Here is a 19,190-nt window from a genome sequence, read left to right on the forward strand (position 1 = left end):
TTTTAGGGGGTTCTTCGCTTTCCGTCAAACCCCCTGAACGCTTATTTGAGGGGATTTTTTACATCCCCTCTTAACTTACCCGTTCAGTTTGGCTTTCAGAGCCTCGTTCACCAGAGCCGGGTTGGCTTTGCCTTTGGTTTCTTTCATGACCTGCCCCACAAAGAAGCCGAACAGCTTATCCTTGCCAGAGCGGAATTCTTCCACTTTGTCCGCATGTTTGGCCATGATGGCATCCACAGCGGCGTCAATCACGCCGGTATCCGTTACCTGCTTGAGGCCTTTTTTCTCAACAATGGCGTCCGGGCTTTCCCCCGTTTCCACCATGTCTTCAAACACATCCTTGGCAATCTTGCCGTTGATGGTGCCATCGGAAATCAGGTCCAGCATCTTGCCAAGCGCTTCCGCGCTGACAGGACTGTTTTCAATGGTGCGCCCGGTGCGATTCAGTGCGGCAAACAGATCTCCCGTCACCCATGTCACCGCCAGCTTGCCATCACGCCCTTTGGCAACGGTTTCAAAGAAATCCGCCACAGACTGTTCCGCCACCAGCACCCCGGCATCATAAAACGGAATGCCGTAGTCTTTCTGGAAACGGGCACGCTTGGCGTCCGGCAGCTCCGGCAGGGCCGCTTTAAGGCCATCCACCCACGCCTGTTCAATCACCAGCGGCAGCAGGTCAGGGTCCGGGAAATAACGGTAATCATGCGCGTCTTCCTTGGAGCGCATGGTGCGGGTTTCCCCACGGCCGGGATCAAACAGGCGGGTTTCCTGATCGACCTCGCCGCCATTTTCCCAGATTTCCACCTGACGCGCAGCTTCCACTTCAATGGCCTGCATGACAAAGCGGATGGAGTTGACGTTCTTGATCTCGCAGCGCGTACGGAACGGCTCACCCGCTTTCCGAACAGACACGTTCACGTCCGCCCGCATGGAGCCTTCTTCCATGTTGCCGTCACATGTGCCCAGATAACGCAGAATCTGGCGCAGCTTGCGCAGGTAGGCCCCGGCTTCTTCTGGCGCACGGATATCGGGTTCGCTGACAATTTCCATCAACGCCACACCGGCGCGGTTCAGGTCCACAAAGGAACGGGTGGGGTCCTGATCATGCAGCAGCTTGCCCGCGTCCTGCTCCATATGCAGCCGGGTGATGCCGATCTGGCGGGTTTCACCCCCTGCCAGTTCAATTTCAATCGTGCCTTCCCCAACAATGGGGTGGGCAAACTGGCTGATCTGGTAGCCCTGCGGCAAATCCGCATAGAAGTAGTTCTTGCGGTCAAACCGGCTTTCCAGATTGATGCGGGCATTCAAGCCCAGACCCGTCCGGACAGCCTGCGCCACACATTCCCTGTTGATAACCGGCAACATGCCCGGAAAAGCCGCATCGACCAGACTGACCTGCGTGTTGGGCTCTCCGCCAAATTTGGTGGACGCACCGGAAAACAGCTTGGACTGGCTGATGATCTGGGCATGCACTTCCAGCCCGACCACAATCTCCCAGTTTCCGGTTTTACCTTCAATAACGTAGCTCATGCACCTGCCTCCGCATGCAGGGTGGGCGTGTGGGCAAAGCCCGCAGCATCCTCAAGCGCGCCGCCAACAGACAGCACGGTTTCCTCATCAAAATGCCGACCAATAATTTGCAGCCCCAACGGCAGCCCTTTTGCGTCCAGCCCCACAGGCACGGACAGCGCAGGCACACCGGCCATGCTGGCAGGCACGGTAAAGATGTCGTTCAGATACATCTGCACCGGATCATCCATGTTTTCACCCTGCGCAAACGCAGCACTGGGCGCGGTTGGGGTCAGCAGCACATCCACCTGTTCAAAAGCCTGCACAAAGTCACGCTTGATCAGAGTGCGCACTTTCTGGGCCTTGAGGTAATACGCATCATAATAGCCCGCGGACAGCACATAGGTGCCCATCAGGATACGGTTGCGCACTTCTTCTCCAAACCCTTCGGCGCGGGTCCGCTCATAAATGCCATCCAGAGTGGGGGCATCCTTGCGGGCACCAAAGCGAATGCCATCATACCGGGCCAGGTTGGATGAACATTCAGCAGGTGCAATGATGTAGTACGTGGCAAGCCCGTATTTGGTGTGCGGCAGGGAAACATCCACAATCTCGCACCCGGCATCTCGCAGCCAGGCAATTCCCTGCTCCCACATGGCGGCAATTTCAGCAGGCAGACCAGGCGCACGATATTCTGCCGGAATCCCGACCCGCAGGCCTTTCACACTCTTACCAACAGCCTGAGCAAAAGCGGGAACCGGGCGGTTGGAACTGGTGCTGTCTTTTTCATCAAAACCAGCCATGGCTTCCAGCATCAGCCCGGCATCTGCCACGCTGCGCGTCATGGGGCCAGCCTGGTCAAGGGAGCTTGCAAACGCAATGGTGCCCCAGCGGCTGCACCGGCCATAGGTAGGCTTAAGCCCCACAATACCGCAGAAAGCGGCAGGCTGACGAATTGAGCCCCCCGTATCCGTGCCCGTAGCCGCCAGAGCCAGACCAGCCGCGACCGCAGCAGCAGAGCCACCGGAAGACCCGCCCGGCACCAGCGCAGTTGCCTCATCCCCTTTCCGCTGCCACGGATTGAGAACAGATCCGAACGCGGATGTGATGTTGGCTGACCCCATGGCAAATTCGTCCAGGTTGGTCTTGCCTACAAAAACAGATCCGGCATCCAGCAGGCGCTGCGTCACGCTGCTTTCATAAGGCGGCACAAAATCGGCCAGCATCTTGCTGGCAGCGGTTGTTTTAACCCCTTTGGTGCAGAACAGATCCTTCACACCAATGGGCAGCCCTTCCATGGGGCGGGCTGTGCCATCAGCATAACGGGCATCTGCGGCATCAGCCGCTGCCAGAACATCTTTTTCCGGCAGAACGGTAATATAGGCGTTCAGTTTGGGGTTCAGGCGCGCAATGGCCTGCATGTGCGCCGTGGCGAGGTCTCGCGCAGAAAATTTGCGGGCGGCAAGGCCTGCACGCGCTTCGGTCAGGGTCAGTCCGGTCAGCATCTTATTCAACAACCTTGGGTACAGTGTAGAAGGGGCCAGATGTTTCCGGCGCGCAGGACAGAACGGCCTCACGGCAGTTTCCGTCCGTCACCACATCTTCACGTTGGCGCAGGGCTTCCATCTCCGTGCCCACCATGGGGGGCACGCCCTCAACATCCACCTCGGACAGTTGATCAACCCAGCCCAGAATGCCATCCAGCTTCTGGCGGACGGATTCAAGCTCAGCATCTTCAAGGCCGATGCGGGCCAGTTTCGCAATACGTCGGGTGGTCGCGAGGTCAAGCGACATGAAAGCAGACTCTCTTCAGACTGTTTAGGGGAAAAAAGCCCTAGCATAATCGGGCGCAAGGCAACATACCGTGCAGACATGGCACTCCTTAATCTGACCGACCTGACCGCCGCTCTGGCCCGCAATGACCGTCTGCTGGGCATAGATCCCGGCCGCAAGCAGGTCGGCCTCGCCCTTTCCGATGTCTCGCGCATGGTGGCCACCCCGCTGGAAACCGTAAAACGCGGTAAACTGAGCGCCATGGCGACCCACATCCGCGCGCTGGCCGACCGGCACGGCATTGGCGGAATGGTGATCGGCATTCCTCTCTCCCTTGATGGCTCGTTCGGGCCAGCCGCACAGGCGGCAAAGGACTGGGCCATGGCACTTTCTGATCAGACCGGTCTGCCCGTCTGTCTGTGGGATGAACGCCTTTCTTCTTCCGCCGTAAACCGGATGCTGATTCAGGAAGCAGACCTGTCACGCAAAAAACGGGAAGGTGTGGTGGACCAGCTAGCAGCCGCCTATATCCTGCAAGCCGCGCTGGACAGCATGCCCCGGCCTGCTCTTTTTTGACGGCTTCCGCCCTGTGACACAGGGTCGGCACAGCCTGTTCTCATATTTGCCATAAACAGCTTCCATCTTCATACGATTGAACGAACAGCATTTGGAGATTTTTTATGGCGCTTATGACGATCCGTACGTTCGCAACGACCCTGCTTGCCACCGCGGCGTTTACTCTTTCCCTGCCCGGTGCGCACGCTGAAGAACAGGGACCGATCAACCGCGCCTGGAACGATACCCGCTCCACCACCACCAATGCGTGGGACAAAACCAAGCAGGGTACCGCCAAAACATGGGACCGCACCAAAGAGGGGTCCGAAAAGGCTTGGAACAAAACCAAAAACGGCACTTCCGAAGCCTGGGACAAGACGAAGGAAGGGACCAATCACGCCTGGAACAAAACAAAGAACGGCACGGAAGAGGCTGCTGACTCCACAAAGAACTGGAGCAAACGGACCGGCAAGAAAATTGGCAACTGGGGCAAGGAAGCTGGACAGGACATCAGCAATACATTTTCTGGCAACAGCAAATAAAACAAACGATCCCATTGTTTGAGGGAAGAGCAGCACGCTCTTTCCTCCCGAACAGAGAAAACCCCCACTTCCAAACGGAATGTGGGGGTTTTTTATGGACCTGCGGGAAGAGGATTAAAGATCACAACCATGCTTTTCTTCTCCCTCGTCTTTTGATCAGTTTTCGCCACAAGACAGAAAAACTTCGGGAAAAGACGTTTTTCAGAGTTATCCAATAGTCTTGAAATGCTGTCATCAGCCACTCCTTTTTCTTTTGTTTTCCAATAATTTCATATCTCCATGGCACGAATATGACGGAAGTTCTTTTTCAGTTCATATCCGAAAAGACAAGAGAGTTTCATGGAAACGTCACACCGTTGGAGGAAAAGAGAGGCTAAAAGGCCCTCGCACGTAAGCGCACAGGAAAGCACAATGCCCCGTTTTAACGAGCAGTCCCTCACCCCTGCCCCCAATGAAAAATGGCGCGAAGCCGTTCGGGAAACATGGCGGCAGACACTTCTGTATATCTGGGAACAGCCGACCGATCTGCCTGCACCCCGACCAGCCCGTGCCAAAAGCGCGTCCTCCCTGGAACGGCTGACACCTGCATATAGCCAGAACTGAGCCCCATAGCGGCCTTTTGGCGGCTGAGACACTGAGCAGCCTCAGACGGTTTTTATACAAACACCCGCTCCGGCTCTCTCCTGTTTCTCTTCTGAAAAAAAGACACAGAGAGCGATAACGACCAAATAGAGCAGGCGTTCTATAAAATAAAAGTTACGCCGCCGCCTGACGATTTCATGCGGAGTCTTTCTACAGTATCCAGTATGATCGTGTCATAACAACAAGAACAGAAGTTCTGACAATGGCACAATCTGACACACTCCTTGCGAACCCCGCCCCCCTTGGGCTGATGGGTTTTGGCATGACCACCGTCCTGCTGAATCTGCACAACGCAGGACTGGTGCCCATGGGCGCCGCCATTCTGGGCATGGGCCTGATGTTTGGCGGCTTTGCCCAGATTATTGCGGGCATTTTAGAATTCCTCAAAGGAAACACCTTTGGTTTAACCGCCTTTACGGCCTATGGCGCTTTCTGGCTGTCCCTTGTGGCGCTGATCGCCCTGCCCAAGCTCAACATTGTTGCTGCGACTGACCCCAACCTGATGGGTAGCTACCTGCTGGTATGGGGGCTTTTTACCTTTATCATGTTCCTCGGCACACTGCGCGCCACCCGAGCACACCAGACCATTTTTGCATCGCTTGTGGTCCTGTTTGTTCTGCTGGGGCTGGGGGATCTGCTTGCCCAACCCAACCTGACCGTAATTGCCGGTTATGAAGGTATTTTCTGCGGTTTGTCAGCCATGTATCTGGCGGCAGCAGAAGTTCTGGAAGCCCAGTTCCACTACGCCGTTCTTCCCGTAGGCCATGCAGGCCCCCGCCTGCGTGTTGCGATGGCCTGAAGCATCAGTCTGCACTCAGGCTGCTTACAACGACGCATTGCTCCTACCGGAGCAATGCGTTTTTACAGGAACGCCCCCGCCCCTTTTCCCTTCAGCGCATACCGGCTCCGCCCAATACGGGTGGAACCCCTTCGGCAAACCAAACGTTTTTCCTTGTCTTAGCCAATCATGATTTTGCGTGAGAAAGGAAAAAGGCCCGGCATGCATGCTCTTGCCCGAATAACGTTTGGTGCCGCCAGTGTTCTGCTTATGGTTCTGGCAGTCCTTCTGGTGGGCTTTGGCATTTCCGACCTTATAAAGCAGCTCTTCAGTCATTCCTGGCAGACAGCCCAGACCGCCGTGGTACATGCCATCAGTTATGTGGTGATTGCTTTGGCTGTATTTGACGTAGCCAAATATTTTATGGAAGAGGAAGTCATTCTTTCACGCGGCAAGCATACTCTGGCTGAAGCCCGCGTCAGCCTTACCAAATTTATTACCAGCATTATTATCGCGGTGTTTGTAGAAGGACTGGTAGGGATTTTCGAGACACGAGGCGATGGTCCCGCCACGGTTATTTACCCCGCTTCCCTGCTGATTGTGGCCACGCTTATGGTTTTCTCTCTGGGCATCTATCTCAAACTGAGCGTTCAGGCTGAAGGCGAAAAGAAGAAAGAGCAACTGGAAGACTGAGGCCCTTTCTTCCTCCATAAAGCTTTTGGGCCCCGAAGAAACCTCTGCCCTCTTGGGAACACAAAGCGGCACTGAGCTGGCAGCAGATCTGGCGCAATACCAAGACAAAAACAGCTTACGCAAAGCAGAGGACAGTGGCGTATCGAGAAAGCATTATCGACTGGTGATAAATCGGATCACCGTTCATCCCTGAACAAGAAAAACTGTAACCGGCTTCTAACCAGTTTGTGCATAATTCCGCGAATAGTTGTGCATCGACGTGTAACGTTACGCTACGGATCGCACGTAAAAACTCGGCAGAAAGTTTAGAAACCAACTGTCAAAGGGAGCGGATGAGCAGCAATGAGTAGCGCTGCCCGTTGTGCAGAGAAGATACGTGGCCCCGTATAAGGAGGGACTCTAGGCATGATAAGACTGCCACAACGGCACGGATTTGGCACGGATTCCGTAGCCTCTTGGGTCCATTTCATGGTACCAGATACCATGAAGCCAACAACGAGAATGGAAAAAGAAAACACCAGAACTGGCTGTTTTCTGCCGGTCAAAGATGGTGGGCGCAACAGGGATTGAACCTGTGACCCCTACCATGTCAAGGTAGTGCTCTACCGCTGAGCTATGCGCCCATCCTTAACCGTGGGCGCGTTCTATCCTTCTTGCGTTCAAAGCGCAAGCCCACAATGATACCCGAATGAAAAATATTGCCCACACGCTTATCCGACGTGGCCTGAATCGCGTTTTTCCTGGCGGTGAGGGCACGTCTCATCCAGAAACGGACCGGGTTGCCGCGCCGCCGCCTGTGCTGGTTTCGGGCGCTGTGGAAACGCCGCTGGTGCTGGCCTCGCCCCATTCCGGCTGTTTTTACCCGGAAGCCTTTGTGCAAAATAGCCGTCAGCCGCTCCATCGTCTGCGCAGTGGGGAGGACAGTTATGTGGAAGAACTGGCGGCAGGCGCCCACGCGTTGGGGCCGGTCCTGTTATCCGCCACCTTCCCTCGTGCGTTTTGTGATGTAAACCGGGCCGCGTGGGATCTTGATCCGCGCATGTTTGACGGACCCGTGCCCAGCTTTGTCAAAGCCACACATCGGGGACTTTCCGGGTTGGGTTCCATTCCGCGTATTGTGGCCGATAACCGCCCAATCTATCACACCCGCATCCCGTTCATGGAAGCGGCTTTACGCATCCGTGACTACTGGATGCCTTATCACGCCACTCTGGCGGAAACTCTGCGCCTGACCCACGCCCGGCATGGCATTTGCCTATTACTGGACCTACACTCCATGCCGGATGCGCCTGAAGCAGGATCACCCGATTTTGTGTTGGGGGACGGCCACGGTACAAGCTGCGATAGCCGCTTTGTGACTACGGCGGAAGATACGCTTACAAACCTTGGCTACAAAACCACACGCAACAACCCGTATGCAGGAGGGTACATCACCCGCCATTATGGACGCCCGCGTGAAGGGCTGCATGCCTTGCAAATAGAAATCCGGCGCGGTCTGTATATGGACGAGGCAACACGCACGAAAAACCAGGGCTTTGAACCCCTTCAACACACATTGACCACCCTTACGGCACAGCTTCTGCAAAGCCATTCCCGCCGAACGATGACATAAACCCTTCTTTATTTTAAACAGATTTGAGGAAAACTAACGGAATACGATGCAGCGCACTTTCCGTTCCGGTTTCAACAAGTGCGCGTAGATCCAGACTATCCAGATCGGTCTCCTGCCGTTTGCCCTGAAACCCTTCCAAGAAACGGATCATGCTGCGATTGGAAACCCGATGTGAGCCACCATGCCCTGTTTGAAGGGCCCGTGCGCTCCATTTCAACTGCCGGGTCAATGCCAGACGCTCCAGCATATGGGTCTGATCTGCGTATTTCAGATGAAACATCCATAAATCCGTATCCAGCACGCTCGGCTGCTGACAGGTATGGAACCCCGGATTCCACGCCAACGGCACGGACGACAGCAACGTTTTGCAAGACCATGACCGCACGGCCCCATAAGGACGCTGCGCCAGAATTGGTGCCTTCCACTGCACAGGGGGCAAACCGGCTTCCTGCTGCATGACATCCACCCCCACGCACCGAATGGTTTTATGAGGGGTGTGCGCCACATAATCCTGCAAGGACAGATAGTGAGACGGACGCGCCACCAGCAGTTCATCACAGTCTGTAAAAAGAACAAATTTGTAGCGCTCAAGAAGGGTCTTCTGAAATGCAGCCACCTGAGCAGCACGATCTATTTCATCCAGCTCATCTCTTGGCAGTGTGATGATCTGGCACCCCGGCAGGTCAGGAAGATGATCGCTGCCATGATCCAGCACATACACATTCCCCGCCCCCGCCTGCCTGACATAATGGCGCGCCCATACCGGCAGCATCTGATGCTCATTATAGACCATGGTGAAGACTGCCAAACTCTTCCGGCCTTCCTGATGCGTCTCCCCTGCCTTGGCAGAACGGGACAACTGCCCTCTCCCGGAAAACCGCTGACCCAGGCCCTGAAGGACTGACTTGACTGCACGCCACACTGAACGAAACTCCTTTCAGACCGTTCTGTCATTCTCTCTCGGTTTTGTTTCCGGCGCCACCTTTCATCACCAGCGTCTTCCGTAGGCGGCTGACGCGTGCGACAGAGGAAGGGTAAAGTCATCCATTTCAGGAATTGTTCTTCTATGAGACACCCTTTGTTTTCCGGTTCGTTCCTCTCCCGCCTTCGCACCGGGGCCGCACTGGGGCTATGCCTTTCCGCTTTGGCTGCCTGCCAGACACCCTCACCCGCCACGGCAACCCCGACTGAGCAGACCAATGCCTCAGCGCCCCCACAGGCAGCACAGGCTGTCAGCCCCGAGGTCAAATCCCGCACGCCGGTAATTGGCATGGCCAACCCTGCCTCCGTCCATTGCCAGAAGGCCGGTGGCACGCTTGAAATCCGACAGGGAACAAAAGGGGCTTATGGCATCTGCCACATGCCCGATGGCCGCATGTGTGAGGAATGGTCCTTCTTCCGCACAGGAAAATGCAGTGCCGAGTCTCTGAAAAATTCGTAACCTTCGGGCTCGGAACCTATTGAAAACGTTTTCCTTTCATCACATCTCCCTAGAGCGCTATGCAAACAGCGCCTGAGCATATGCAGAAGGCGGCAGTCTTTGGCCTGCGGGTGAAGGGTGCCGTGCTTGTGACGCAACAGACGACGCAAATTTGCGAGGACCACGACTGATGACAGATACAGCCAAGGCTGCAACAGGCAGCGAAACACGGGAATTCAGCGCCGAAGTCGGGCGGCTTCTCGATCTGGTTGTTCATTCCCTGTATTCCGAGCGGGAAATCTTCCTGCGTGAACTGGTGGCCAACGCGGCTGACGCCACGGACCGCCGGCGTTTTGAAGCCCTGACCGACGGCGCACGCGCCCTGCCGGAAGACGCCAAGATCCGTATCAACCCGGATAAGGACGCCCGCCTTCTGACCATCAGCGATGATGGCACTGGCATGACCCGGGAAGAGCTTGTTTCTAACCTTGGCACCATTGCGCGCTCTGGCACCCGCGCGTTTGGCAAACAGCTTCAGGACGCAAAACCGGAAGATCGGCCCAACCTGATTGGCCAGTTTGGCGTGGGCTTCTACGCCGCGTTCATGGTGGCGGACAAGGTCGATGTGGTCTCCCGCCGGGCGGGATCTGATGAAGCCTGGCGCTGGACATCAGATGGCAAGGGGTCCTACACGCTTGAACCTGCCACGCGCGAAAAAGCGGGCACCGACATTACCCTGCACATCAAGACCGATGCGGACGAGTTTCTGGATAGCTGGCGCTTGCAGGCCATTATCCGCAAATGGTCTGACCATATTGCATGGCCGGTTTCCATTGTTCGCGACGGCAAGGAAGAAGCCGCCAATGAGGGCACAGCCCTGTGGCGCAAGCCCAAAAATGAAGTAACGGAAGAACAACTGAACGAGTTCTACCGCCATATCACCCACAATTTTGATACACCGTGGGACACGCTGCACTGGCGAGCGGAAGGCACGCTTGAATTTTCAGCCCTGCTGTTTATTCCCGGCAGCCGTCCCTTTGAATTTGCCGAGCAGACGCGCGAGAGCCGCGTAAAGCTGCATGTGCGCCGGATGTTCATTACAGATGAAGCCGATATCCTGCCCCCATGGCTGCGCTTTGTGCAGGGTGTGGTGGATACGGAAGACCTGCCCCTGAATGTCTCGCGTGAAATGCTACAGGCCACCCCTGTTCTGGCGCGCATTCGCAAGGCTGTGACCAGCAAGGTGATGGGTGAACTGAAAACCCGCGCCAAGGATGCTGAAGCCTACGCCACCTTCTGGGAAAACTTTGGCCCTGTGCTGAAGGAAGGCATGTGGGATGATGCCGCACACCGTACAGAAGTGGCAGGCATCAGCCGGTTCCGCTCCAGCGCGGTGGAGGGGCTTACCTCTCTTGATGACTATATCAGCCGCATGAAGCCGGAACAGGACGCCATTTATTACCTGACTGGCGATAACGCGGAAACATTGGCAGCTTCTCCGCAGATTGAAGGTTTCAAGGCGCGTGGCGTGGAAGTTCTGCTGCTGTCTGACCCGGTTGATTCCTTCTGGCCGGACCGTTTGTCCAGCTATGAAGGCAAAGCACTGCGTAACGTGGCGCAGGGCCAGAATGATCTGGAAAAATTTGGCGCACCTGAAGAAACAAGCGCCGAAAAAGCCGATATGGACACCCTTTTGCCTGCACTGAAAACAGCACTGGGCGATGCGGTATCAGACGTGCGCGCCACAGATCGGCTGGTCAACAGCGCCATGGTACTGACTGCGCCGGAAGGCGGCCCGGACCTGCAACTGCAAAAGCTGATGCAGCGGAGCGGACAATCTCTTCCGGCAGTAACACCGGTGCTGGAACTGAACCCGGCCCACCCGGTTGTTCATAATCTGGCGGAGAAGGTGAAAGCGGGTGAACCCATAACGGATCTGGCCCACATCCTGTTGGACGTCGCCAGTATTCAGAGCGGAGAACCCCCCAAGGATGTCAATGCGTTCTCCCGCAGGCTGATGGATTATCTGGCAGGCTCCGCTCCCGCAAAGGACGCTGAACCCGCCTGATCTTCAGACCGTTTTTCTCACGTTCAAGAAGCGTCCGGGTAATGCCCGGGCGCTTTTTTTATGGTGTAAGGAGAACAGATACCCCCTTCCCTGCCAGGAGACCTGCTGCAATGGGCGCGCCGCCAAAGCTCATCCAGTCCATTGAGCGTTCCGCTGCCATTCTGGAAATTATTGCACAGGAAGGCGGGGGCGCACGCCTGCAACAGATTGCCGCCATTGCAGGAATAGGAAAAACTACTGCGCATAACATCCTGCAAACCCTTACGCACCTCGGCTATGTGCAACGGCGGCCCGGTGATATGCGCTACCATCTTGGCGGTCGGATTTTAAATCTGGCGCGCATTGCCGGGGACGACAACATCCTGCGCTGCCGCCTGCGCCCCGCTCTGGACTCCATTGCCCGCAAGAGCAAGGCCACGGTCTGGCTTGCCGTGCCCAGCGGAGATGAAGCCACCTATCTTGATATTCTGCCAGCGCCCGGCCAACCCCACCCCGCTCCTTCTGGTATGAGACAACGGGAAAAACTGGAAGGCTCCGCAGTTGGGCTTGTTTTTCTGGCCTTTGTGCCCGGCTTGGGCAAACGTGTTCTGTACCACCACTTCCTTCAAATGGATGACACCATTCATGCCCGGATTGAGGACGTACGCGCCAAAGGATACGCTCTGGATCTTGAAACCTATCGCCACGGCATGCATGGCGTGGCCATCCCGTGGCGGGACAAAGGGGAAGTAAAAGCCAGTATCTGCCTGACTGGTGCGGCTGAGCACCTGCCTCCCTCCCGATTGATCCGTCTGGCATGGATGATGATGCAGGAGGTAGAGAAGAAGACCGTTCAGCAATGTTGAATAAAGAAAGATTTACTGGTCTTGCGTCTTCCCTCTCTCACTATCATAGCTAACCTCCGCCTTTTTCTGAGAGAATGAAGATCTAGTTCCATGAAACTTTCCTCCGCCACGGCCATGCTGGAGACCGCACTTGCAGAGGCTCAGCGGATGGGCGTTCAGGTTTGTGTCTCCATTGTAGATGCAGCCGCCTGGCCCGTAGCCTTTGCCCGTATGGAAGGCACTCCGCTTGGCTCTATTGATGTCTGCAACAAGAAAGCCCGCACCGCCGTTCTGTTTCAGATGGACAGTGCGGATTTTGCCAAGATTGCCCACCCGGATGGCCATGCCTACTCGCTGGAAAACACCAATGGTGGCCTGACCAGCTTTGGCGGTGGACTGGTTTTGAAAACCACAGACGGAACCGTTATGGGTGCTATTGGTGTCTCTGGCGCCAGCACGGAAGATGACATCGCCATAGCGCGCAAGGCCGCCCTCTGCCTGACCTCCTGACACGCCTTTTTTAGCCTGAGACCCGTTTATGACAACAGAAACCGTGCTGCCTGAAGGCGGCGTTCCCCTGGTCATCCCCCCGCGGGGCAGAACCGCTGCCCTGCTGACCCTCACCTTCGGCACCTTTGTTGTCGGCACTGGCGAATTTGCCATTATGGGCATGCTGCCGGAATTTGCAGCCTCCCTCGGTCTTTCAGATGCAGATGCAGGCCACGCCATTACCGCCTATGCGCTGGGTGTTGTGATTGGTGCGCCACTCATCACCATTCTGGGGGCGCGCCTATCCCGTCGGGAACTGCTGCTCAGCCTGCTGCTCCTATTCTGCTTTGGCAATTTCCTCAGCATTGCCATGCCCTCACCCGGATTGGTGGAGATCGCGCGGTTTATCACGGGTCTGCCACACGGGGCGTTGTTTGGTATTTCGGCTTTGGTTGCGGCCTCCATGGTGGAACGGAAACGCCGGGGGTGGGCGGTTGGGCGCGTGCTCTCAGGCATTGCCATTTCAACCCTTGTGGGTGCACCTTTTTCCACCTTCGCGGCGGATCATTTTGGCTGGCGTATTGCCTATCTGATTATTGGGCTGTTTGGATTCATGACCTTTCTGGGCGTATGGCGCTATATTCCGGCAGATCGCCCCAACCGCTCCAATTCGCCTCTGCGGGAAGTCAGCGCCATTGGCAATACGCAGGTTCTGCTAACCTTGCTGACTGCGGCCGTAGGGTTTGGCGGTATGTTCGCCATCTACACCTATCTGACCAGCGTGTTGCAGAACGTCACGCTGGTGCCGGAATGGGAAATCATGCTGTTCATGATTGTGTGGGGGCTTGGCATGCTGACGGGAGCCAATGCAGGGGCATGGCTGGTTGACCGCAATCTGGATATAGCCGCCATTCTGGCCCTTTCTGGCAGCGCGTTGGCCATGCTGGTGTTTCCCGTTGTTTTGCACAGCACGGCAGGCCTGATGCTGGATGTGTTTCTGGTGCCAACCTTTGTTAACGGTCTGGGGCCAGCGTTGCAGACACGCCTGATGGATTTTGCAGGAGACGCCCAGACCCTTGCCGCCTCCCTCAACCACTCGGCGTTCAATATCGCCAATGCACTGGGGGCATCACTGGGCAGTGTGCTTCTGGCCAACCATTACGGGTATGGAGCACTCGGCATAGGGGGAGCCCTCCTCTCTGTCGGCGGGCTGCTGGTCTATCTTCTGGCCGTGGTTCTTCTGAAAAAGAGTGGGCAGACAGAAACGCGGAGCTCTCTTTCCTGAAGACAACAACCCTTGCTTGTCATTTTCCTGCCAATAGGGAGCAAAGTCCTCTTTCACGCTTCCTCTGATAAGAGCTGAATAGCTGCCTGTAAAAACATTTGGCACAGTTCAGATCTGTCACCTAAGAACGGCGTCATCTGTTTCTCTTCCATCCATCAGGATACAAGCAATGGGCCGCCCCCAAGACAGTATAATCGTCACAAACCGCACCATGATGCTTGTGGCGACCCTGCTTTGTCTGCTGATCACATTTGTGCGGTGGCCTGAAATACTGCTGGATGCCCAGTTCTGGGGGGAAGATGGCTGGTTCTGGTGGCCTGAAGCGCGCTCACTGGGGCTTTCCAGCCTATGGCTACCCCATACGGGTTATTTTCAGACCGATGACCGGCTTGTCGCCCTGTTGTCGGCCCTGTTGCCCCTTACATGGGGACCAACGCTGTTTGCTGGGGCTGCCTTTGTTTTTGAAGTGCTGCCTCCTGCGTTTCTCATTTCGCAACGCTGTGCGGCCCTTTGCCCCTCCCTCCCTCTCCGCTGCTTTTTGGCACTGATGTGGTGTGCGCTCCCCAATACATGGGAAGTCCATGGCAATCTGACCAACAGCCAATGGCATCTGGCCCTGCTATCGTTTCTGATTGTGCTGTCATCACCGCCACGCACACGGGGAGCCTGGACATTTGACACCTTGCTTCTGGCACTCAGCGCCGTAAGCGGCCCTTTCAGTATTCTGCTGGTTCCCATTGCGGCCTTGCGCACATGGCAGCTTCCTTCCAGAGCCAGCATGGTCAGGCTCGCCCTTCTGGCAGCCGGTGCCACACTTCAGGCCGCCAGTATTTATCTGACTCAACGGGGCATGCCCCCGCTTCTTGGTGCAACCCCCACAAACTTCGTACGGCTTATGGCTGGCCAAATCATGATGGGTTCTTTGGCAGGCTGCCTGCAGTTGCCCTACTGGTATGCGCTGGGTTCCTGGAAAATTGCGTTGCTGCCGTGGCTTCTGTTTCTGGTTGGCGCGTGGCTGTGCATTGATGCTTTACGCCGTTGGCCTGTGCTGCGTTATGCGGGCCTGTTTACCGCACTCATGCTCCTTGCCAGCCTCTCCCACCCCGTGGCCACACCGGGCACCCCGGTCTGGATCGCTATGCGTGCGCCCAATATGAGCATGCGTTACCTTTTTATTCCATTGGTCTTCTGGGTCAGCGTGGTTGTCATTCAGGCTCTGGGCGCGCGATGGAGCTGGGCAAAAGGCACGGCTCTGGTTTTCCTCGCGCTGATGGTCGGTTTTGGCATTCCGCAGGACTGGCGCTTTGAGCCCGAACCCAACCGCAATTTTTATGAACTTGCGCATCAGTTTGATAAAGCCCCACCCGGCACCCAGATAACCTTGCCTGTCCGCCCTGGCTCACAGGTCACCCTGACGCGGTAAAACAGTTTAAAAATGCTGGCTCAGGCTGGGAATTTTTACTACTTCTGCAGTAATGACTTGGGCCCATTCTCTTCAGTCCGGGTATCTGTCTGTGCAGCCGCAAGCAGTCCGTTCCTGCTGCATCTCCGCCTTTTCCACACGACCACAGGTCTGCCGTGTCGCATATCAACACGGCGTTGCTCGCTGTTCTTCCACTCTCCCAATGGAAAATCTGGTGCCTTGCGGGTTATGCCTCTGTTCGTTTGACTTCATTCCAGATCGCATCAAGCGTTTCCACAGTCTGATCCTGCATGGACAGACCATCTTCCGCCAGACGGGCCTCTACACCCTCAAACCGGCGCGTAAATTTATCACACGCCTGCCTCAGACATGCTTCCGGGTCCATATCCAATCGGCGGGCCAGACTTGCCAGAGAGAACAGAACGTCTCCCAGTTCGTCCTGCATGCGGGCCTTGTCTCCAGCCGCCAGTTCTACAGAAAACTCGTCCATTTCCTCATGAACCTTGGCCACCACACCCTCGACCTCGGGCCAGTCAAACCCCACGCGAGCCGCACGGGAGGCAATTTTAGAGGCACGGATCAAGGCAGGCAGTTGCGGCGGCACACCCGCCAACGCTCCAAGCCGCTTCCCCTGCGCAGCGGAGGTTCGGCGCTCCTGCTCTTTCAACTTTTCCCACTGGCCGGGCAAAGCGGCGATGGATGCCTCGCCAGTCTCTGTCTCTTTACCTGACAGAGCCGTTTGTCCGTGAGTATCACCCTGCCCTTCAACCACGCTCTTCTCTGCTACGTCATCACCCAGCACATCCGGGCCAAACGTGACATGCGGATGCCTGCGAATCATTTTTTCCGTCACCATCCGCGCAACAGTCGCCAGATCAAACTGCCCCGCCTCCTGCGCCAGTTGAGCCTGATAAACCACCTGCAACAGCAGATCTCCCAATTCATCGGGGAAAGCCTGCCAATCCTTACGGGTAATGGCGTCTAGCACTTCATAGGCTTCTTCAATGGCATACGGAGCTATGGTTTCATGCGTCTGTTGCTGATCCCATGGGCAGCCTTCGTGGGGGTCACGCAAACGGGCCATCAGGGCGGCAAGGCGGGTAATTTCTCGCGCCGCGCTGTTACCGGCTGCATCAGGCGTGTTTGAAGAGCTTACGCCACCGGAACCTGCGGCGGAGCTTTTATGATGCTGTGAAACCATATGTATCTGCCTTCGCTCCTGAATGTTTCAACGCCGCAACCCGTGTAGTCCAAGAACAGGGAAGCGTCCCAACTCTTTCCAGCCCCACAGGCCCGTGTCCTGAACCAGTCTTTGCAGGGTAGATGTGCAGGGCAGTGTTTTTGGAACTGCCCCCTTTCACCCGCAGGGCATTCCCCCGTATATGCGGGAGGACACACACGCAACAGTCCGTAAACAGCAGGACGGCCCAAACCGGCACAGCCCCCACTCTGCAAAGGAGAAAAGGTATGACACAGCACCCCGTTGTTTTTATTGATGGCGAAGCTGGCACCACAGGCCTTGGCATTCGGGAGCGCCTGTCTGCCCTGCCTGTTACGCTACACTCCATTGACCATGCCCACCGCAAAGACCCCGCGGTCCGCAAGGAGGCCATGGCCGCGGCAGATGTGGTTGTGCTGTGCCTGCCAGACGCGGCCTCCCGCGAGGCCGTGGAAATGGCGGATACACTGGGAGAGAACGCCCCCCGCATTCTGGACGCCAGCACGGCTTTCCGCACGGCACCGGGCTGGATATATGGCTTTCCCGAACTTTCCGCCGCGCAGGCTGCTGCCATTACGGGCGCACCACGGGTTTCCAACCCCGGCTGCTACCCAACGGGTGCCATTGCGCTGCTTCGCCCCCTGATTGACGCCGGTATTCTGGATGCCCGCTACCCTGTGTGCATCAATGCCGTCAGTGGTTATTCGGGGGGTGGCCGCACCATGATTGAAGCGCATAAACGCGATGGTGGTCCGGCTTTTGAATTGTACGGGCTGGGCCTTGAGCACAAACATGTGCCCGAAATTCACCTGCACGCCGGGCTGGAACGGCGGCCGGTTTTTGTTCCCTCCGTTGGCCACTTTCCGCGCGGCATGATTGTATCCATCCCGCTGCATTTGGATGATCTTAACGGAGGTGTGACTGGCGAAGACCTGCACACGGCCCTTGCAACCCGTTATGCGGGGCAGGCGAACGTGCACGTGCTGCCGCATGACGCAACCCTTTCAGCCGAAGCGCTGGCCGGAAGTGACAAAATGGAACTGCGCGTGCATGCCAGCACCCACAACAGGCAGGCCGTGTTGACGGCCCGGCTGGATAATCTGGGCAAAGGGGCCTCTGGCGCGGCCCTGCAGAACATTGCCCTGATGCTGGGGCTTTAAAAAGATCCTTCCTAGCATTTTCAGACATTTAAGGAGACTGACATGACAAACCCTGTCGCTATTGTAACAGGTGGTAGCCGCGGTATTGGCGCGGCCATTGTAGAACAGCTTGCAAAAGACGGTTTTGATATTGTGCTGTCTTACGCCCGCAACGCTCAGGCTGCGGAAGAAACCGCCGATAAGGTACGCGCCCTTGGCCGCAAGGCGCTGGCAGTCAAGGCAGATGGTAGCTCGGTTGCTGGCAACAAGGCCGTTATTGCTGAAACAGTCAAAGAATTTGGGCGGCTGGACACACTGGTGTGCAATGCGGGCATCTACCCATACGGCCCCATTGATGAAATGAGTGTGGAGCAGATTGAACAGGTGCTGAACCTGAACGTGCGCGGCGTTATGGTGGAAACGGCCGAAGCTGTGAAGCACATGAAAAAAGGTGGCCGCCTGATCTTTATCGGGTCCGCTTTTGGCGCACGCGCACCCTTCCCCGGTATTTCACTCTATGCAGCCACTAAGGCGGCCCTGCGTGGCTTTACGCAGGGAGTTGCGCGTGATCTGGGCCCAAAAGGCATTACCGTAAACGTGGTGGAACCCGGCCCCATTGATACAGACCTCAACCCGGCTACGGGTGAGGGCGCAAAGGTGATCAGTAGTTTTGTGGCCACGGGCGCTTACGGCACGGTTTCAGATATCTCTAACATGGTGTCTTTCCTGGCCAGCCCGAAGGCCGGTTACATCACCGGTGCCGCCCTGCCTGTGGACGGTGGTCTGGAAGCCTGAACCTCCGCCCAATGTGTGCCTGCCTTCCCTAATCTGGCCGGCACAAAGCATAAGGGAAAAACCACCAGAGATGTCAGGTCAGCCTGAATGGGGTTGCAGACAAACCGGCTGGTTTTCACCCTCTGAACGCCCTGCCTTTCGAAAGAGAGTGCAGGGCTCTCTTTTGCATAATCTCAGCAGCACCTCCGCTGCTCAGGGAATTTTCACCACAACCCGGCCCCTTACCTTGCCAGCCAGCAACCGCTCTGCGGTGGGCACGACATCGGAGAAGGCAATTTCAGTGGTCATTTCTTCCAGCAGAGCCTGATCAACCAACTCAGCCAGCGCCTGCCAGGCCTCTCGCCGTTCCGCACTGGGACAGTTAACGCTTTCAATCCCCACCAGCGTGACACCGCGCAGAATGAAAGGTGCAACCGTTGCGGGA

Annotated in this window: 19 protein-coding genes, 1 tRNA gene and 1 pseudogene; 14 read left to right on the forward strand and 7 right to left on the reverse strand. The window is 56.5% G+C overall.

The window, feature by feature from the left end; all coding sequences use genetic code 11:
* Positions 1-75: 75 nt before the first annotated feature.
* The 3 genes from gatB to gatC are packed head-to-tail and all read right to left on the reverse strand — an operon-like array spanning position 76 to position 3,303.
* A complete protein-coding gene (gatB, locus tag AD944_RS11420) occupies positions 76-1,530 on the reverse strand; it encodes an Asp-tRNA(Asn)/Glu-tRNA(Gln) amidotransferase subunit GatB (RefSeq protein WP_006559087.1) in 1,455 nt (484 codons plus the stop codon).
* The gene (gene gatA / locus AD944_RS11425; protein ID WP_045542058.1) at positions 1,527-3,014 is read right to left on the reverse strand and encodes an Asp-tRNA(Asn)/Glu-tRNA(Gln) amidotransferase subunit GatA; all 1,488 of its coding nucleotides are present in this window, start codon (positions 3,012-3,014) and stop codon (positions 1,527-1,529) included. The genes gatB and gatA overlap by 4 nt, the downstream gene beginning before the upstream one ends.
* 1 nt (position 3,015) lies before the next feature.
* Positions 3,016-3,303, reverse strand: a complete 288-nt coding sequence (gatC, locus tag AD944_RS11430) for an Asp-tRNA(Asn)/Glu-tRNA(Gln) amidotransferase subunit GatC (protein ID WP_006559089.1) — start codon at positions 3,301-3,303, stop codon at positions 3,016-3,018.
* Between the two features lie 78 nt (positions 3,304-3,381).
* Here gatC and ruvX point away from each other — a divergent pair, with 78 nt between their 5' ends.
* The 5 genes from ruvX (at position 3,382) to AD944_RS11455 (ending at position 6,492) form a co-directional block, all read left to right on the forward strand.
* The gene (gene ruvX / locus AD944_RS11435) at positions 3,382-3,858 is read left to right on the forward strand and encodes a Holliday junction resolvase RuvX (RefSeq protein WP_045542059.1); all 477 of its coding nucleotides are present in this window, start codon (positions 3,382-3,384) and stop codon (positions 3,856-3,858) included.
* Between the two features lie 104 nt (positions 3,859-3,962).
* Positions 3,963-4,379 (forward strand): hypothetical protein, encoded by a 417-nt coding sequence (locus tag AD944_RS11440; protein WP_052427137.1) that lies wholly within the window; start codon positions 3,963-3,965, stop codon positions 4,377-4,379.
* A gap of 411 nt (positions 4,380-4,790) precedes the next feature.
* A complete protein-coding gene (locus AD944_RS11445) occupies positions 4,791-4,982 on the forward strand; it encodes a hypothetical protein (protein ID WP_045542060.1) in 192 nt (63 codons plus the stop codon).
* A gap of 241 nt (positions 4,983-5,223) precedes the next feature.
* On the forward strand, positions 5,224-5,820 hold the full coding sequence (locus tag AD944_RS11450) for an acetate uptake transporter (protein ID WP_045542061.1): 597 nt from the start codon (positions 5,224-5,226) through the stop codon (positions 5,818-5,820).
* Positions 5,821-6,021: 201 nt separating this feature from the next.
* Positions 6,022-6,492, forward strand: a complete 471-nt coding sequence (locus tag AD944_RS11455; protein ID WP_035382084.1) for a hypothetical protein — start codon at positions 6,022-6,024, stop codon at positions 6,490-6,492.
* A gap of 548 nt (positions 6,493-7,040) precedes the next feature.
* Here the strand turns inward: AD944_RS11455 and AD944_RS11460 are convergent.
* Positions 7,041-7,115, reverse strand: a tRNA-Val gene (locus AD944_RS11460).
* A 65-nt stretch (positions 7,116-7,180) separates the two neighbouring features.
* Here AD944_RS11460 and AD944_RS11465 point away from each other — a divergent pair.
* Positions 7,181-8,104: an N-formylglutamate amidohydrolase gene (locus AD944_RS11465; RefSeq protein ID WP_045542062.1), complete on the forward strand. Its 924-nt coding sequence runs from the start codon at positions 7,181-7,183 to the stop codon at positions 8,102-8,104.
* 13 nt (positions 8,105-8,117) lie between these two features.
* Here AD944_RS11465 and AD944_RS11470 read toward each other — a convergent pair whose 3' ends face one another.
* Positions 8,118-8,963, reverse strand: coding sequence for a glycosyltransferase family 2 protein (locus tag AD944_RS11470; protein WP_145912812.1), 846 nt, complete (start codon positions 8,961-8,963; stop codon positions 8,118-8,120).
* A 207-nt stretch (positions 8,964-9,170) separates the two neighbouring features.
* On the opposite strand from AD944_RS11470, the gene AD944_RS17485 reads away from it, so the two are divergent.
* The 6 genes from AD944_RS17485 (at position 9,171) to AD944_RS11500 (ending at position 15,613) form a co-directional block, all read left to right on the forward strand.
* Complete coding sequence (locus tag AD944_RS17485; protein ID WP_045542063.1) at positions 9,171-9,545, forward strand: putative hemolysin; 375 nt, start codon at positions 9,171-9,173, stop codon at positions 9,543-9,545.
* 169 nt (positions 9,546-9,714) lie between these two features.
* Positions 9,715-11,592 carry a molecular chaperone HtpG gene (gene htpG, locus AD944_RS11480; protein WP_045542064.1) on the forward strand — a complete coding sequence of 626 codons (1,878 nt, stop codon included), beginning with the start codon at positions 9,715-9,717 and terminating at the stop codon, positions 11,590-11,592.
* A 110-nt stretch (positions 11,593-11,702) separates the two neighbouring features.
* The gene (locus AD944_RS11485; RefSeq protein WP_035377027.1) at positions 11,703-12,437 is read left to right on the forward strand and encodes an IclR family transcriptional regulator; all 735 of its coding nucleotides are present in this window, start codon (positions 11,703-11,705) and stop codon (positions 12,435-12,437) included.
* A gap of 90 nt (positions 12,438-12,527) precedes the next feature.
* Complete coding sequence (locus AD944_RS11490) at positions 12,528-12,926, forward strand: GlcG/HbpS family heme-binding protein (protein WP_035377029.1); 399 nt, start codon at positions 12,528-12,530, stop codon at positions 12,924-12,926.
* Between the two features lie 28 nt (positions 12,927-12,954).
* On the forward strand, positions 12,955-14,190 hold the full coding sequence (locus AD944_RS11495) for an MFS transporter (RefSeq protein ID WP_045542065.1): 1,236 nt from the start codon (positions 12,955-12,957) through the stop codon (positions 14,188-14,190).
* Positions 14,191-14,359: 169 nt separating this feature from the next.
* Positions 14,360-15,613, forward strand: a complete 1,254-nt coding sequence (locus AD944_RS11500) for a hypothetical protein (RefSeq protein ID WP_045542066.1) — start codon at positions 14,360-14,362, stop codon at positions 15,611-15,613.
* Between the two features lie 226 nt (positions 15,614-15,839).
* Here AD944_RS11500 and mazG read toward each other — a convergent pair whose 3' ends face one another.
* Complete coding sequence (gene mazG / locus AD944_RS11505; RefSeq protein ID WP_045542089.1) at positions 15,840-16,697, reverse strand: nucleoside triphosphate pyrophosphohydrolase; 858 nt, start codon at positions 16,695-16,697, stop codon at positions 15,840-15,842.
* A gap of 383 nt (positions 16,698-17,080) precedes the next feature.
* On the opposite strand from mazG, the gene argC reads away from it, so the two are divergent.
* Both argC and AD944_RS11515 read left to right on the forward strand, forming a co-directional pair.
* Entirely contained in the window at positions 17,081-17,992 is a 912-nt protein-coding gene (gene argC / locus AD944_RS11510) for an N-acetyl-gamma-glutamyl-phosphate reductase (RefSeq protein WP_045542067.1), read from the forward strand.
* 42 nt (positions 17,993-18,034) lie between these two features.
* Positions 18,035-18,766 (forward strand): SDR family NAD(P)-dependent oxidoreductase, encoded by a 732-nt coding sequence (locus AD944_RS11515; protein WP_045542068.1) that lies wholly within the window; start codon positions 18,035-18,037, stop codon positions 18,764-18,766.
* A 192-nt stretch (positions 18,767-18,958) separates the two neighbouring features.
* Here AD944_RS11515 and AD944_RS17100 read toward each other — a convergent pair.
* Positions 18,959-19,190, reverse strand: a pseudogene (locus AD944_RS17100) (oxidoreductase); the annotation flags it as partial.

This window comes from Acetobacter tropicalis, from assembly GCF_001580915.1.
GTDB classification, from domain to species: domain Bacteria; phylum Pseudomonadota; class Alphaproteobacteria; order Acetobacterales; family Acetobacteraceae; genus Acetobacter; species Acetobacter tropicalis.

Excerpts from the sequence above, each read along its gene's own strand:
- gatB (WP_006559087.1), bottom strand. The coding sequence starts at position 1,530 with ATGAGCTACGTTATTGAAGGTAAAACCGGAAACTGGGAGATTGTGGTC.
- gatA (WP_045542058.1), bottom strand. The coding sequence starts at position 3,014 with ATGCTGACCGGACTGACCCTGACCGAAGCGCGTGCAGGCCTTGCCGCC.
- gatC (WP_006559089.1), bottom strand. The coding sequence starts at position 3,303 with ATGTCGCTTGACCTCGCGACCACCCGACGTATTGCGAAACTGGCCCGC.
- ruvX (WP_045542059.1), top strand. The coding sequence starts at position 3,382 with ATGGCACTCCTTAATCTGACCGACCTGACCGCCGCTCTGGCCCGCAAT.
- AD944_RS11440 (WP_052427137.1), top strand. The coding sequence starts at position 3,963 with ATGGCGCTTATGACGATCCGTACGTTCGCAACGACCCTGCTTGCCACC.
- AD944_RS11445 (WP_045542060.1), top strand. The coding sequence starts at position 4,791 with ATGCCCCGTTTTAACGAGCAGTCCCTCACCCCTGCCCCCAATGAAAAA.
- AD944_RS11450 (WP_045542061.1), top strand. The coding sequence starts at position 5,224 with ATGGCACAATCTGACACACTCCTTGCGAACCCCGCCCCCCTTGGGCTG.
- AD944_RS11455 (WP_035382084.1), top strand. The coding sequence starts at position 6,022 with ATGCATGCTCTTGCCCGAATAACGTTTGGTGCCGCCAGTGTTCTGCTT.
- AD944_RS11465 (WP_045542062.1), top strand. The coding sequence starts at position 7,181 with ATGAAAAATATTGCCCACACGCTTATCCGACGTGGCCTGAATCGCGTT.
- AD944_RS17485 (WP_045542063.1), top strand. The coding sequence starts at position 9,171 with ATGAGACACCCTTTGTTTTCCGGTTCGTTCCTCTCCCGCCTTCGCACC.
- htpG (WP_045542064.1), top strand. The coding sequence starts at position 9,715 with ATGACAGATACAGCCAAGGCTGCAACAGGCAGCGAAACACGGGAATTC.
- AD944_RS11485 (WP_035377027.1), top strand. The coding sequence starts at position 11,703 with ATGGGCGCGCCGCCAAAGCTCATCCAGTCCATTGAGCGTTCCGCTGCC.
- AD944_RS11490 (WP_035377029.1), top strand. The coding sequence starts at position 12,528 with ATGAAACTTTCCTCCGCCACGGCCATGCTGGAGACCGCACTTGCAGAG.
- AD944_RS11495 (WP_045542065.1), top strand. The coding sequence starts at position 12,955 with ATGACAACAGAAACCGTGCTGCCTGAAGGCGGCGTTCCCCTGGTCATC.
- AD944_RS11500 (WP_045542066.1), top strand. The coding sequence starts at position 14,360 with ATGGGCCGCCCCCAAGACAGTATAATCGTCACAAACCGCACCATGATG.
- mazG (WP_045542089.1), bottom strand. The coding sequence starts at position 16,697 with ATGGCCCGTTTGCGTGACCCCCACGAAGGCTGCCCATGGGATCAGCAA.
- argC (WP_045542067.1), top strand. The coding sequence starts at position 17,081 with ATGACACAGCACCCCGTTGTTTTTATTGATGGCGAAGCTGGCACCACA.
- AD944_RS11515 (WP_045542068.1), top strand. The coding sequence starts at position 18,035 with ATGACAAACCCTGTCGCTATTGTAACAGGTGGTAGCCGCGGTATTGGC.